Origin of the sequence: Brenneria roseae subsp. roseae (assembly GCF_003115845.1) — a bacterium.
GTDB classification, from domain to species: Bacteria; Pseudomonadota; Gammaproteobacteria; order Enterobacterales; family Enterobacteriaceae; genus Brenneria; species Brenneria roseae.
On the sequence record NZ_KZ819022.1, the window covers coordinates 360,526 to 374,747 of the forward strand.

The window sequence follows — 14,222 nt, forward strand, 5'->3', positions numbered from 1 at the left end:
GAAGCATGCTGACTATGGCTACTATTCATGTAGACGGCAAAGAGTATGAAGTAAACGGAGCGGACAATCTTCTTGAAGCCTGTCTGTCTCTGGGGCTTGATATTCCTTATTTTTGCTGGCACCCGGCGCTGGGAAGCGTCGGATCCTGCCGCCTTTGTGCGGTAAAGCAATACCAGAACGCGGAGGATACCCGAGGTCGTCTGGTGATGTCATGTATGACACCTGCCACACCGGGAACGTTTATCGCGATTGAGGACGAAGAAGCGCAGCTATTCCGTAAAACGATAGTTGAGTTTCTGATGACCAATCACCCTCACGATTGTCCGGTATGTGAGGAAGGCGGTAACTGTCATCTACAGGATATGACGGTGATGACGGGACAGAACTTCCGTCGCTATCGTTTTACCAAACGTACCCACCGCAATCAGGATCTCGGCCCCTTCATTTCTCATGAAATGAACCGCTGTATCGCTTGCTATCGCTGTGTGCGTTACTACAAAGATTACGCGGATGGCAAAGATCTCGGCGTCTACGGCGCGCATGACAATGTCTATTTCGGTCGTCCCGAAGACGGTACGTTGGAAAGCGAATTTTCCGGTAATCTGGTCGAAGTCTGTCCTACCGGCGTATTTACCGACAAAACGCATTCCGAGCGCTATAACCGTAAATGGGATATGCAGTTTGCACCGAGTATCTGCCAACAGTGCAGCATCGGTTGTAATACCAGCCCCGGAGAGCGCTATGGCGAGCTGCGCCGAATTGAAAACCGGTTCAACGGCAGCGTAAACCATTATTTCTTATGTGACCGCGGCCGTTTCGGCTATGGCTACGTTAATCTGAAAGATCGTCCTCAACAGCCATTGCAGCGTCGTGGTGACGACTGGATCGCGCTGAATGCCGATCAGGCGCTGCAAGGCGCCGCTGATGTTTTACGTCAGGCGAAGAAAACCATCGGTATTGGCTCGCCTCGCGCCAGCATCGAAAGTAACTTTGCTTTGCGTGAGCTGGTTGGCGCCGAGAATTTTTATACCGGTATCGCTCAGGATGAACAAAATCGCCTGCAACTCATGCTGAAAGTATTGCGTGAAAGCGGCGTGCGCACCCCCGCTCTGCGTGAGATTGAAAGTTATGATGCGGTTCTGATACTGGGTGAAGATTTGACTCAGACGGGAGCGCGTATTGCACTGGCCGTGCGTCAGGCGGTGAAAGGCAAGGCGCGTGAAATGGCCGCCGCGCAGAAAGTCGCGGACTGGCAAATCGCGGCCATCATGAATATCGGCCAGCATGCCAAGCATCCTCTGTTTATCACCAACGTGGATAATACCCGTCTGGATGATATTGCCGCCTGGAACTATCGTGCGCCTGTCGCCGATCAGGCCCGGCTGGGGTTCGCCATTGCCCATGCTCTGGACGAAAATGCCCCGGCGGTGACCGATCTGGCGCCGGGGTTGGATCAGAAGGTCGATATCATCGTACAGGCCTTGTCCGGCGCGAAGAAACCGCTGATTATTTCAGGCACCAACTCCGGCAGCGAAGAGATCATCGCGGCCGCCGCAAACGTGGCGCAGGCGTTGAAACATCGTGGTGCTGATGTCGGGATTACTTTTGTCGCTTCCGCCGCAAACAGCATCGGCCTGTCAATGATTGGTGGCGGTTCGCTGGATGAGGCGCTGGCGCAGTTGGAAAGCGGAGATGCGGATAGCGTTGTCGTGCTGGAAAACGATCTCTATCGCCATGCTTCGGCTGCGCGTGTCGACGCCGCACTGGAAAAGGCGGTTAATCTGGTGGTTCTGGATCATCAGCGCACCCCGATTATGGATAAAGCCAGCCTCATTCTTTCATCAGCCAGTTTTGCTGAAAGCGATGGAACGTTAGTCAATCAGGAAGGCCGCGCCCAACGCTTCTTCCAGGTTTACGATCCAACCTACTACAACGATAAAGTCGTCATGCTGGAAAGCTGGCGCTGGCTGCATTCCCTGTTTATCACCTATAACAGCCGTCAGGTTGACTGGACTCAGCTCGATCATGTGATAGATGCCTGTGTCAGCGCCTTGCCGCAATTGTCTGCTATCAAGCAGGCTGCGCCGGACGCTTCATTCCGCATCCGTGGGCAAAAGCTGGCGCGTTCGCCGAACCGCTCCAGCGGGCGTACCGCAATGCGCGCCAATATCAGCGTGCATGAACCGCGTCAGCCGCAGGATAAAGACACGATGTTTGCTTTCTCGATGGAAGGAAACAACAGTCCGACCGCCGACCGTCAGCAAGTCCCGTTCGCCTGGGCTCCGGGCTGGAACTCACCGCAGGCCTGGAACAAATTCCAGGACGAAGTGGGGGGGCATCTGCGTCATGGCGATCCGGGCGTGCGTATTATTGAAGCTGGCGAAGGCACGCTGGGGTATTTCGACAATATTCCCTCTGCGTTTGTCGCAGAAGCCGGTCAATGGCGGGTTGCACCGTATTATCACCTGTTTGGCAGTGAAGAGATGTCACAGCGCGCTTCGGTTATTCAACAGCGTATGCCGGAACCCTATGTGATGGTTAACCCTGCTGATGCGGCCGAGCTTGGCGTCAATGCCGGCGCTTTGCTGGAGTTGACCTGCGATGGTCTGACGCTGCGTTTACCGCTGCGCTTAAGCGCTGAACTGAGTCAGGGACAGGTTGGTTTGCCGCTTGGATTCCCGGGAATCGCCCCGGTTCTGGTGGGTGCAACCGTTGAAAATCTGCGGGAGGCAGCACAATGAGTTGGTTAACACCGGAAATTATCGAGATTCTGAGTTCAGTCGGAAAAGCGATCGTGATCCTGCTGGTTGTCGTGACCTGCGGGGCATTCATGAGTATGGGTGAACGTAAGCTGCTGGGATTGTTCCAGGGGCGCTACGGACCGAACCGGGTAGGTTGGGGCGGTTCGTTGCAGCTTGTCGCCGATATGATCAAAATGTTCTTCAAAGAAGACTGGGTGCCGAAGTTTACTGACAAAGTCATCTTCACCCTGGCGCCGATGATCGCATTTACCTCGCTGTTGCTGGCTTTCGCCATAGTCCCGGTCACTCCGACCTGGGGCGTTTCTGACCTGAACATCGGCCTGTTGTTTTTCCTGATGATGGCGGGACTGGCCGTTTATGCGGTGCTGTTCGCCGGCTGGTCAAGTAACAACAAATACTCACTGCTGGGTGCGGTTCGTGCGTCGGCGCAAACGTTGAGTTATGAAGTGTTCCTTGGGCTGTCCCTGATGGGGGTGGTTGCTCAGGCCGGTTCATTCAACATGCGCGATATTGTGGATTCACAGGCGCATCTCTGGAATGTGATCCCGCAATTCTTCGGCTTCATCACTTTTGCTATTGCAGGCGTTGCGGTATGTCACCGTCATCCGTTTGACCAGCCGGAAGCAGAGCAGGAACTGGCCGATGGTTATCACATTGAATATTCCGGTATGAAATTCGGTTTGTTCTTTGTGGGCGAGTATATCGGCATCGTGACGGTTTCCGCACTGATCGTCACCCTGTTCTTCGGGGGCTGGCATGGACCGCTGCTGCCGCCATTTATCTGGTTTGCGTTAAAAACGGCATTTTTCATGATGATGTTCATTCTGATTCGTGCGGCTTTACCCCGTCCGCGTTATGACCAGGTGATGGCTTTCGGCTGGAAAGTCTGCCTGCCGATAACGTTATTGAACCTGCTGGCGACCGCCGCCGTCATTTTGTACAACGCTCAATAAGGGGTGAATAAACCATGACATTAAAAGAGTTAGTGGTTGGTTTCGGCACCCAGATACGCAGTATCTGTATGGTGGGATCGAATGCTTTCAGAAAGCGCGAAACCAAAATGTATCCCGAGGAACCTGTTAATCCGCCGCCACGTTACCGTGGCCGTATCGTGTTAACGCGCGATCCGGATGGTGAAGAGCGTTGTGTAGCCTGTAACTTGTGCGCGGTGGCTTGTCCGGTTGGCTGTATTTCTTTGCAGAAAGCCGAAACCAAAGATGGACGCTGGTATCCCGAGTTTTTCCGTATCAACTTCTCGCGTTGCATTTTCTGTGGTTTCTGTGAGGAAGCCTGTCCGACCACAGCCATTCAACTGACGCCAGATTTTGAAATGGGGGATTACAAACGCCAGGATCTGGTTTATGAAAAAGAAGATCTGCTGATATCGGGGCCGGGTAAATATCCGGAATACAACTTCTACCGGATGGCCGGAATGGCAATTGATGGGAAAGATAAAGGCGAAGCCGAAAACGAAGCCAAACCCATTGATGTCAAAGGCTTATTGCCCTAAGGAGCTAGCATGGAATTCGCTTTTTATATCGCGGGGTTGATAGCGGTGCTGGCGACATTACGCGTCATTACCCATACCAACCCAGTGCATGCACTGTTATATCTGATCGTTTCCCTGCTGGCTATCGCGGGTGTGTTCTTCTCGCTGGGCGCTTACTTTGCCGGCGCGCTGGAAATCATCGTTTACGCGGGCGCCATCATGGTGCTGTTCGTGTTCGTCGTCATGATGCTTAACCTCGGTAATTCAGTGGTAGAGCAAGAGCGCGCATGGCTGAAACCGGGAGTCTGGATCGGTCCCGGCCTGTTGTCGCTTGTGTTGCTGACGGTGATTGTGAAGGCGATTCTTAGCCTGAGCGATCAGAACATCACCGGTGAAATGGTGGACGCGAAATCCGTAGGGATTAGTCTGTTCGGGCCTTACGTTTTAGCGGTTGAGCTTGCCTCAATGCTGCTACTGGCTGGATTGGTCGTTGCTTTCCATATTGGTCGTGAAGACAAGCGTGGCGACGTCATCAGCAAAGAAAGCGCGAATCAGGATGTTGAGAAAAAAATAACGGGGGAACGCGCATGATTCCGTTACAGCATGGCTTGATTTTAGCCGCTACGCTGTTTGTTTTGGGGCTGACCGGATTGCTGATTCGCCGTAACTTGCTGTTTATGTTGATCAGTCTTGAAATCATGATCAACGCCGCCGCACTGGCATTTGTGGTGGCAGGCAGTTACTGGCAACAGCCGGACGGGCAGGTGATGTACATTCTGGCGATTACGCTGGCGGCTGCCGAGGCAAGTATCGGTCTGGCGCTGCTGCTGCAAATGTATCGTCGTCGTCAGACCCTGAATATTGATACAGTCAGTGAGATGCGCGGATGAACTTACTCTATTTAACAATATTATTTCCGCTGCTCGGATTTTTGTTGCTGGCTTTTTCCCGCGGTCGCTGGTCAGAGAATACCTCTGCGACCGTAGGGGTTGGCTCGATTGGTCTGGCAGCGTTGGTTACCGCCTGGGTTGTGGTCGATTTTATGGGCCAACAGCACGGTGGCGTTACCTTCTTTAACCAGCATTTGTGGACATGGATGGCGGTTGGGAACTTTGACATCGGCGTGACGTTAACGCTGGATGGTCTGTCGGTGACCATGCTTTCCGTGGTGGTCGGCGTCGGTTTCTTCATCCACCTGTTTGCCTCCTGGTATATGCGTGGCGAAGAAGGCTATTCGCGCTTTTTTGCCTATACCAACCTGTTTATTGCGAGCATGGTGGTGTTGGTTCTGGCGGATAACCTGCTGCTGATGTACCTCGGATGGGAAGGAGTCGGCCTGTGCAGTTATCTGCTGATCGGCTTCTACTATACCAATCCGAAGAATGGCGCAGCGGCCATGAAAGCGTTCGTGGTCACCCGTGTTGGTGACGTGTTCCTGGCATTCGCCCTGTTCATTCTCTACAAAGAACTGGGTACGCTGAACTTCCGTGAGCTGATGGTTCTGGCTCCGCAACAGTTGGCAGAAGGCTCCCCGGCGATTACCTGGGCAACCTTGATGCTTCTCGGCGGCGCGGTAGGTAAATCAGCGCAGTTGCCATTGCAGACCTGGCTGGCAGACGCGATGGCCGGTCCGACCCCTGTTTCAGCCTTGATCCACGCCGCAACCATGGTAACCGCGGGGGTCTATCTGATTGCCCGTACGCATGGTCTGTTCCTGATGGCGCCGGATATTCTGCATCTGGTCGGTATTATCGGTGCGGTAACGCTGGTATTGGCAGGATTCGCCGCACTGGTTCAGACCGACATCAAACGTGTTCTGGCGTATTCCACCATGAGCCAGATTGGTTACATGTTTCTGGCGCTTGGCGTTCAGGCATGGGATGCGGCCATTTTCCACCTGATGACGCACGCGTTCTTCAAAGCGCTACTGTTCCTTTCCTCTGGTTCGGTAATTCTTGCCTGCCATCACGAACAGAACATTTTCAAAATGGGCGGCCTGCGTAAAACCATCCCGTTGGTTTATGTCTGCTTCCTGGTCGGCGGTGCGGCGCTGTCGGCGTTGCCGCTGTTGACGGCGGGTTTCTTCAGTAAAGATGAAATTCTGGCCGGCGCATGGGCGAACGGACATATCAACCTGATGGTGGCGGGATTGGCTGGCGCCTTCATGACCTCGCTGTACACCTTCCGTATGATCTTCATCGTGTTCCACGGTGAAGCAAAAACGCAAGCGCACGCCGGGAAAGGCATTTCCCATCATTTACCACTGATTGTGTTAATGGTGCTGTCAACTTTTATCGGTGCGATGATTGTTCCTCCTTTGCATGGCGTACTGCCGGAAACAACGGAGCTTGAGCATAGTCAGGTAATGACTCTGGAAATTGCTTCCGGCGTAATTGCCATTGCGGGAATTTTGCTGGCTGCCGTGCTGTGGCTGGGCAAACGTCAGGTTGTTGATAGTATCGCGAAAAGCGCGCCTGGACGTTTCTTCTCGACATGGTGGTTCCATGCCTGGGGCTTTGACTGGGTATACGACAAAGTCTTTATCAGACCTTATCTGGCGATTGCGAAGCTGTTGCGGCGCGATCCACTGAACTTACTGATGAATATTCCGGCTTTCATTACCCGCTGGGGAAACCGTGGGCTGACAGTAAGCGAGAATGGTCAAGTGCGCTGGTACGTTGCCTCGATGAGTTTGGGTGCTGTCGTGGTGCTGGCCTTGTTATTGCTGATTTAAGGCGGTACCCGGTAACGTGCGAAGGGCGGGGCATTCCCTGGGGGAGTCCCTGCCACGGCAAAGTTTTCAGATTTCTTTAATTTAGGGACACAAAACGCCATGCTACTACCTTGGCTAATTCTTATCCCCTTTATCGGCGGTCTGCTGTGTTGGCAGCTTGAGCGTTTTGGTACGAAAGTACCGCGCTGGATCGCGTTGATTGCTATGGGGCTGACTCTGGCGCTATCTCTGCAACTGTGGTTGCAAGGTGGCTATTCGCTGGCAACACCCAATGGACTGCCGCAGTGGCAGGCCGAGTTCAATGTTCCATGGATCCCTCGTTTTGGTATTGATATCCATCTCGCATTGGATGGCCTGTCGATACTGATGGTGGTGTTGACCGGTTTACTGGGGGTTCTGGCGATCCTCTGTTCGTGGAATGAAATTCAACGCTATCAGGGTTTCTTCCATTTGAATCTGCTATGGATTCTGGGCGCCGTCATTGGGGTCTTCGTCGCTATCGACTTGTTCCTGTTCTTCTTCTTCTGGGAGATGATGCTGGTGCCGATGTATTTCCTGATCGCACTGTGGGGACACAAAGGCTCCGACGGTAAAACCCGTATTACCGCCGCGACCAAGTTTTTCATCTATACCCAGGCCAGCGGGCTGGTGATGTTGATTGCGATTCTGGCGCTGGTATTTGTGCACTATAACGCGACTGGCGAGTGGACATTCAACTATGAGAAGCTGATCGATACCCCGATGTCCCGTGGCGTCGAATATCTGTTGATGCTCGGCTTCTTCATCGCTTTTGCCGTGAAAATGCCGGTGGTGCCGCTGCATGGCTGGTTGCCGGACGCGCACAGCCAGGCGCCGACGGCGGGTTCTGTCGACCTTGCGGGTATTTTGCTGAAAACGGCGGCCTATGGTCTGCTTCGTTTCAGCCTGCCGCTGTTCCCGAATGCTTCACATGAATTCGCGCCTATCGCCATGTGGCTTGGCGTGATCGGGATTTTCTATGGCGCATGGATGGCCTTTAATCAAACCGATATCAAGCGCTTGATTGCCTATACCTCCGTTTCCCACATGGGATTCGTGATGATTGCCATTTATTCCGGCAGTCAGTTGGCCTATCAGGGGGCGGTCATTCAAATGATTGCGCACGGTCTGTCCGCCGCGGGCCTGTTTATTCTGTGCGGCCAACTGTACGAACGTCTGCACACCCGCGATATGCGCGAGATGGGGGGCCTGTGGGCACGCCTGAAATATCTGCCCGCGCTGTCGCTGTTTTTTGCAGTGGCCACGCTGGGGATGCCGGGCACGGGCAACTTTGTCGGCGAATTCATGATTCTGTTCGGCAGCTACCAGGTGGTGCCGATGATCACGGTGATTTCAACATTTGGTCTGGTATTTGCGTCGGTGTATTCGCTGATCATGATGCAACGCGCTTACTATGGCGCGCCGAAATCCGATCGGTTGTTGCAGAGTATGTCGATGCGTGAATTGTCCATCGTGATGTTGTTGGTGGTATTGCTGGTGTTGTTAGGGGTGTTCCCGCAACCGATTCTGGATACCTCCAGTGCCGCGATGTCAAATATCCAGCAGTGGTTCATGTCGTCTGCTCCAGATTCAATAATTTCAACAACAAGGCCGTAATTCGCCATGACAATAACTCCTCAACAACTAATCGCGCTATCGCCGCTGTTAATCGTCGGATTGACGGTAGTGGTTGTGATGCTGTGCATTGCGTGGCGACGCAACCATTTTGTTAACGCAACCGTGACGGTTATCGGCCTGAATATTGCGCTGCTGTCGCTTTACTTTGTCGGCCAGGCAGGGCCAATGGATGTGACGCCGTTACTGCGTGTTGATGGCTTTTCCATGTTTTATACAGGACTGGTGCTGCTAGCCAGTCTGGCAACCAGCACCTTTGCTTATCCGTGGCTGGAAGGCTATCCGGATAATCGTGATGAGTTCTATTTACTGGTTCTCATTGCTGCGCTAGGGGGGATTTTGCTGGCGAGTGCGAATCATCTTGCTGCGCTGTTCATCGGTATTGAATTGATATCTCTGCCGCTGTTCGGCCTGATTGGTTACGCATTCCGTCAGAAACGCTCGCTGGAAGCCAGTATCAAATACATGTTGCTTTCCGCCGCCGCATCTTCTTTCTTGCTGTTTGGTATGGCGCTGGTGTACGCCGAGTCCGGCGATCTGAGCTTTGCCAGCCTGGGTAGCAGCCTGAGCGATCAGCAGATTCACGAACCGCTACTGTTGGCGGGGCTGGGGATGATGATCGTGGGTCTGGGCTTTAAACTGTCTCTGGTTCCCTTCCAACTGTGGACTCCGGACGTATACCAGGGCGCGCCTGCCCCCGTGTCAACATTTCTGGCTACTGCCAGTAAAATTGCCATTTTTGGTGCGGTCATGCGTTTGTTCCTCTACGCGCCGATGGTCGATAGTGATTCTATCAGAATGGTATTGGGGCTGATTGCCATTGCTTCCATCCTGTTTGGCAACGTGATGGCGGTCTCGCAGAGCAATATCAAACGTTTGCTGGGGTACTCGTCTATTGCGCATCTGGGTTACCTGTTGGTTGCGCTGATTGCGGTGCAAAGCCATCAGATGGCGCTGGAAACCGTGGGTGTGTATCTGGTGGGGTATCTGTTCAGTAGCCTGGGCGCGTTCGGTGTGGTCAGCCTGATGTCCAGCCCGTATCGCGGCCCGGATGCTGATTCACTGTTCTCTTATCGCGGCCTGTTCTGGCATAAACCGATTCTGTCCGCAGTGATGACGGTGATGATGCTGTCGCTGGCGGGTATTCCGATGACTCTGGGCTTTTTCGGTAAATTCTATGTTCTGGCCGTCGGTGTGAATGCCGAACTATGGTGGTTAACCGGCGCTGTTGTGCTGGGGAGCGCCATCGGTCTTTACTATTATCTGCGCGTGATGGTCAGTCTGTATCTGAGCGCGCCGCAAGTGCTACAGCGTGATACGCCAAGCAACTGGGCGCTGACCGCAGGTGGCGTGGTGGTTCTTATTTCCTCCATCGCCGTACTGTTCCTTGGGGTCTATCCACAACCGCTGATCTCTCTGGTGCAATTAGCGCAGCCAATGATGTAATCACAGACGACAGTCTGATTGATAAAAAAGCCGTTGATGAGAATCAGCGGCTTTTTTTTATCCGTTATTCGCAGAAAAAGGGCACTTTAGGAATGATCCGCCCACATCTGACGCAGAAGGCGCGCAGAATTGTCTATAGTTAATCGGACAATGATTTTTCATAGAAGAGGGAGAACATTATGGCAGCAGCAAAGCAACAGCCTGAAGAAATTCGTATTGATGATGACTTAAAACTTTTGTCCGAGACGTTGGATGAGTTACTGCGTTACTCTGGGGATCAGGCCGATAAAGCCTATCTGGATTTGAAAAAGGGAGCAGAGAAAGCCTTGCTGGAGGTGAAAGCGCGTATTGGTGCAACCGATAGTTACTATGCACGGGCAAAGCAGGTTGCGGATAAAGCTGACGTCTATGTACACGACAAGCCATGGCATGGTATCGGTATTGGTGCAACCATCGGACTGGTTCTGGGGTTATTACTGGCAAAACGCTAGTGGTCTGATGAAAATATGTAATGCCCAACTGAACTGATTTTCACACATGGCAGGCTAAATGCAGCAAACATTCTGTAGCGGTATCATTTCGACAGAATGTTTGCTTTTAGTGCGAAGTCATCCCGATATGCCTATTGCTTCTTTTATTATCATTTCTCACCGCACTTAAATCTTATCCTCCCGTTCGGGCATCCCTTGTACCCAATAAATGGCCTCAAAAGGCCGTAGCGTCAATGTACCCGGTTGGTCGGCTGCATCGACATAGTTGCTCAATAGCAAGCGCCAGCGACGATCGTCAGCGTTGATAATAGGCGGCGATTGCCAGCTTTGGGGCGTTTTCCCAAGATTCGCCACAACCAATAGTCGCTGACCACGCCAGCATCGCTGATAACACCAGAGGGAAGGATGATTGGGCAGTAGATCCTGATAATCACCGTGGGTGAGTAGCGGAAGCTCTTTACGCATAAGGATCAATTGCTGATAGGTATAGAAGATCGAATTTTTATCGGCCAGGGCCTGTTCGATATTAATCTGCGGATAATTGCTGCAAAGTTGCAGCCACGGAGTACCGGTGGTAAATCCCGCCTGTTCACCCCCCTCCCACTGCATTGGCGTTCGACTGTTATCCCGCGAGCGGGCCGCGAGGATTGCCAGTAGACGCGCATCCGACTGCGCGCCGCCGCTTTGTTCGGCAAACATGTTCAGGCTTTCCACGTCCCGATACTGGCTTAATGCTGTGTAGCCGGGATTGGTCATGCCGATTTCTTCTCCCTGATAGATATAAGGCGTTCCCTGCATACCGTGTAGCACCATCGCCAGCATTTTGGCGGAATGAACCCGGTATTTTCCCTCATCGCCGAAGCGTGAAACGATGCGGGGCTGGTCATGATTACACCAGAAAAGCGCATTCCAGGCGTGGTTGTGCATTCCCTGTTGCCACTGATTCATTACCTGTTTCAACTGAACAAAATCCGGTTGTGCCTGAGTCCACTTTTCCCCATTGGGATAATCAACTTTCAAATGATGGAAATTGAAGGTCATGGAAAGTTCGCTGCCGTCTAATGCCGCGTAACGACGGCATTGCTCAAGTGAGGTGGATGACATTTCTCCCGCGGTCATCAGTCCGCGTGGCTGAAAAACATCCCGGCTGAATTCTTGCAGATAGTGGTGAATGCGCGGACCATCCGTATAGAAGCGTCTTCCGTCACCGTGTTCGTCGTCAGGAAAATCTTGCCGTTTGGAAACCAGATTGATGGCGCCCAGTCGTAGCCCGTCGATTCCCTTATCTGCCCAGAATTCGCAAACCTTTTTCAACGCTTCACGTACCCGCGGATGTTCCCAATTGAGATCGGCCTGTTCGGTGGCAAAAAGATGCAGGTAGTACTGTTCGCTTTCGGCATGCCATTGCCAGGCCGGGCCACCGAATTTGGAACGCCAGTTATTCGGCAGATCTTCGCCGTTACCTTCCCGCCAGATATAAAAATGGCGATAAGCACTGCGACGATCCTGAGCGGCCTGGAACCAGCGGTGCCGCGTCGAGGTATGATTAAAAACCATATCCATTATGATGCGGATACGGCGCCGATGCGCTTCGGCAATCAGCGTTTCCATATCCGCCATCGTGCCATAAGCGGGATCGATAACGCAGTAGTCGGCGATATCGTAGCCGTTATCAATCTGTGGAGAGAGGTAAACAGGGGTAAGCCAGATAGCGTCAATGCCCAGAAGTCGCAGGTAATCAAGCCGCGAGGTAATACCTCTGATATCGCCCATGCCATTGCCTGTGCTGTCCTGAAAGCTTTTCGGGTAGATCTGATAAATCACACCGTTTTGCCACCAGGGGAGGGATGTAGCCATGACGCTCTCCTCGTTTAGTCAAGGTATGAAAGCGGTTCGATGTCTGCCCGCTTGCGGCCAACCTATCCAGTTTAATAAGACGATCAATGTCCTGCGGCTGTAACCCTGTCCTTTACGTCTGGATCGCTAATCGAATGGGATAAAAAAGCGAGAGAGACAAGATAAGCATAGCGCATTGAGCTGTTTTTAAACGGGAAGTTTACATCACCCGTCTGGCGTGTTTTTCCACCGGGGAGCGTATGGCGGGGAGAGTAAATATCCGCCTGCGTTGAGGCGGATTTTAAGCCCTTATTCAGGCTGGGTAGTGATAAATGTTCTGGTCGAAATCACAATCGCCTATTCTCTCCGCATTTTTGTCTAGCCGATAAAAACGAAAGCCGAGTCGTTGCGCCAGCGCATTGCTGCGCTCGTTCTCAACCGACGCTTTGATGACGCAGCGTTCGATGATTCCGGCAGAAAGATACGCCTTGATCATGGTACTCACGGCCAGAGAAACAATGCCTTTACCTTCAAATGCTGCGGCAATCCAATAACCAATTACCCCCGTTTTATGCCGGAGGGTATTGAATGAAACGATACCGGCGATAGCATCATCCCAGCGGATAACGTATACCGCCGCCGTTCCGGCCGCGAAGGCATCCCGGTTGGCTTTGATCGTCTTGCGTGAGTCATCAATGCAGGTGACGGAATCAGGCCAGGGCAGCGTTCTGCGCAGGCGCGGTTTTTCTTGCTGAATCAGCGCAAAAATGGCAGCAGCATCACTCTCATCCTGAATGCTCAAATGTAAATGCGGTGGATAATGCAGCTCAGACAGTGTTTTCATCATGACTTCCCCAATCAATGTTTCTGTCCTCCTTTCATCGTGATATTACGCTTGTAGCGTACCGTCGATAATCGTCACGCTGTGCCCGCCGACCCACGGTTCATCGTTCAGATAAGTGATAAAAAGTCGGCCGTCACATTGACGCCTGATGCCTTGCCGGACGCTGTAACCCAAATCTTCGGTAATATTATCCGGGTAATGCTGATGCCGCAGTAGCGCAGCGATACAGGCATTGGCGCTTCCGGTGACCGGATCTTCCTTCAAAGTATCCAGTTCAATATAAAAAGTGCGGACTTCATAATCCGCCGGAGAGGCGCGATCGTGAGGACCGTAGATAGCGATGCCATCCGTTTTACAGGTTTGCTGTAACATCGCCAGCGATGGTGCGTCAGGCGTGATATCCAGACAGGTATTGGCGCTGTCCAAACGGATAACCAACCAGCGTATTCCCATATGAACGTTCGCCGGCGGATAGCGTTTATCGATTCTGGTGCTGCCGAGCGTCCGTTCCAACAGCGGATATAGTTCGGTATCGAAGGGGACGATAGCGGCCTGCGGCACATGAAATGCCAGCATACCGTCATCTCCTATATTGATAGGCACCAGGCCGAGGCCGCATTGCTGGACGATCTGACCCGGCGCTTTAGTCTGTAGCCCCGACTCCAGCAGGGCGTGTGCGGAACCGAGCGTCGGATGACCGGCAAACGGCAGCTCGGACTCCGGGGTGAAGATCCGCACACGATAATCGGCCACAGGATCGGTAGGCGGTAATAAAAACGTGGTTTCCGACAGATTGGTCCAGCGGGCGATCCGTTGCATTTGTTCATCGCTCAACCCGTCAGCTTCCATGATGACTGCCAGCGGATTCCCTTTGAAAGGCTGCCGGGTGAAAACATCGACTTGTTTAAAACGGCGCGGCAATAACATATGTTCGTCTTCCTTTGGTGGCTATCGCTTAAATATTACT

The 14,222-nt window shown here is 52.7% G+C and carries 12 protein-coding genes; 9 read left to right on the plus strand and 3 right to left on the minus strand.

The features are described 5' to 3' along the window. Window positions 1–14 precede the first annotated feature (14 nt). The 9 genes from nuoG (at window position 15) to elaB (ending at window position 10,575) form a co-directional block, all read left to right on the plus strand. The gene (gene nuoG / locus DDT52_RS01695) at window positions 15–2,741 is read left to right on the plus strand and encodes an NADH-quinone oxidoreductase subunit NuoG (RefSeq protein ID WP_136154818.1); all 2,727 of its coding nucleotides are present in this window, start codon (window positions 15–17) and stop codon (window positions 2,739–2,741) included. After that, the gene (gene nuoH, locus DDT52_RS01700; RefSeq protein ID WP_136154819.1) at window positions 2,738–3,715 is read left to right on the plus strand and encodes an NADH-quinone oxidoreductase subunit NuoH; all 978 of its coding nucleotides are present in this window, start codon (window positions 2,738–2,740) and stop codon (window positions 3,713–3,715) included. The genes nuoG and nuoH overlap by 4 nt, the downstream gene beginning before the upstream one ends. Window positions 3,716–3,729: 14 nt before the next feature. Beyond that, window positions 3,730–4,272 (plus strand): NADH-quinone oxidoreductase subunit NuoI, encoded by a 543-nt coding sequence (nuoI, locus tag DDT52_RS01705; RefSeq protein WP_136154820.1) that lies wholly within the window; start codon window positions 3,730–3,732, stop codon window positions 4,270–4,272. A 9-nt stretch (window positions 4,273–4,281) separates the two neighbouring features. Further along, on the plus strand, window positions 4,282–4,842 hold the full coding sequence (nuoJ, locus tag DDT52_RS01710) for an NADH-quinone oxidoreductase subunit J (RefSeq protein ID WP_109055653.1): 561 nt from the start codon (window positions 4,282–4,284) through the stop codon (window positions 4,840–4,842). Further along, on the plus strand, window positions 4,839–5,141 hold the full coding sequence (gene nuoK / locus DDT52_RS01715; RefSeq protein WP_109055654.1) for an NADH-quinone oxidoreductase subunit NuoK: 303 nt from the start codon (window positions 4,839–4,841) through the stop codon (window positions 5,139–5,141). The genes nuoJ and nuoK overlap by 4 nt, the downstream gene beginning before the upstream one ends. Then, window positions 5,138–6,985, plus strand: a complete 1,848-nt coding sequence (gene nuoL / locus DDT52_RS01720; RefSeq protein ID WP_136154821.1) for an NADH-quinone oxidoreductase subunit L — start codon at window positions 5,138–5,140, stop codon at window positions 6,983–6,985. The genes nuoK and nuoL overlap by 4 nt, the downstream gene beginning before the upstream one ends. A gap of 99 nt (window positions 6,986–7,084) precedes the next feature. Then, the gene (nuoM, locus tag DDT52_RS01725) at window positions 7,085–8,620 is read left to right on the plus strand and encodes an NADH-quinone oxidoreductase subunit M (protein ID WP_136154822.1); all 1,536 of its coding nucleotides are present in this window, start codon (window positions 7,085–7,087) and stop codon (window positions 8,618–8,620) included. 6 nt (window positions 8,621–8,626) lie between these two features. Next, the gene (gene nuoN / locus DDT52_RS01730) at window positions 8,627–10,084 is read left to right on the plus strand and encodes an NADH-quinone oxidoreductase subunit NuoN (protein WP_136154823.1); all 1,458 of its coding nucleotides are present in this window, start codon (window positions 8,627–8,629) and stop codon (window positions 10,082–10,084) included. Window positions 10,085–10,263: 179 nt separating this feature from the next. Beyond that, window positions 10,264–10,575: a stress response protein ElaB gene (gene elaB, locus DDT52_RS01735; protein WP_109055658.1), complete on the plus strand. Its 312-nt coding sequence runs from the start codon at window positions 10,264–10,266 to the stop codon at window positions 10,573–10,575. A gap of 165 nt (window positions 10,576–10,740) precedes the next feature. Here the strand turns inward: elaB and treC are convergent, their stop codons facing one another. The 3 genes from treC to DDT52_RS01750 all read right to left on the minus strand — a co-directional run bounded on the left by treC (window position 10,741) and on the right by DDT52_RS01750 (window position 14,182). Next, complete coding sequence (treC, locus tag DDT52_RS01740) at window positions 10,741–12,432, minus strand: alpha,alpha-phosphotrehalase (protein WP_136154824.1); 1,692 nt, start codon at window positions 12,430–12,432, stop codon at window positions 10,741–10,743. A gap of 292 nt (window positions 12,433–12,724) precedes the next feature. Then, entirely contained in the window at window positions 12,725–13,255 is a 531-nt protein-coding gene (locus tag DDT52_RS01745) for a GNAT family N-acetyltransferase (protein ID WP_136154825.1), read from the minus strand. A 45-nt stretch (window positions 13,256–13,300) separates the two neighbouring features. Continuing rightward, window positions 13,301–14,182 carry a PhzF family phenazine biosynthesis protein gene (locus DDT52_RS01750; RefSeq protein WP_136154826.1) on the minus strand — a complete coding sequence of 294 codons (882 nt, stop codon included), beginning with the start codon at window positions 14,180–14,182 and terminating at the stop codon, window positions 13,301–13,303. Window positions 14,183–14,222: the final 40 nt, after the last annotated feature.

Excerpts from the sequence above, each read along its gene's own strand:
- nuoM (WP_136154822.1), top strand. The coding sequence starts at position 7,085 with ATGCTACTACCTTGGCTAATTCTTATCCCCTTTATCGGCGGTCTGCTG.
- DDT52_RS01750 (WP_136154826.1), bottom strand. The coding sequence starts at position 14,182 with ATGTTATTGCCGCGCCGTTTTAAACAAGTCGATGTTTTCACCCGGCAG.
- treC (WP_136154824.1), bottom strand. The coding sequence starts at position 12,432 with ATGGCTACATCCCTCCCCTGGTGGCAAAACGGTGTGATTTATCAGATC.
- nuoN (WP_136154823.1), top strand. The coding sequence starts at position 8,627 with ATGACAATAACTCCTCAACAACTAATCGCGCTATCGCCGCTGTTAATC.
- nuoL (WP_136154821.1), top strand. The coding sequence starts at position 5,138 with ATGAACTTACTCTATTTAACAATATTATTTCCGCTGCTCGGATTTTTG.
- nuoJ (WP_109055653.1), top strand. The coding sequence starts at position 4,282 with ATGGAATTCGCTTTTTATATCGCGGGGTTGATAGCGGTGCTGGCGACA.
- elaB (WP_109055658.1), top strand. The coding sequence starts at position 10,264 with ATGGCAGCAGCAAAGCAACAGCCTGAAGAAATTCGTATTGATGATGAC.
- nuoI (WP_136154820.1), top strand. The coding sequence starts at position 3,730 with ATGACATTAAAAGAGTTAGTGGTTGGTTTCGGCACCCAGATACGCAGT.
- nuoK (WP_109055654.1), top strand. The coding sequence starts at position 4,839 with ATGATTCCGTTACAGCATGGCTTGATTTTAGCCGCTACGCTGTTTGTT.
- nuoH (WP_136154819.1), top strand. The coding sequence starts at position 2,738 with ATGAGTTGGTTAACACCGGAAATTATCGAGATTCTGAGTTCAGTCGGA.
- DDT52_RS01745 (WP_136154825.1), bottom strand. The coding sequence starts at position 13,255 with ATGAAAACACTGTCTGAGCTGCATTATCCACCGCATTTACATTTGAGC.
- nuoG (WP_136154818.1), top strand. The coding sequence starts at position 15 with ATGGCTACTATTCATGTAGACGGCAAAGAGTATGAAGTAAACGGAGCG.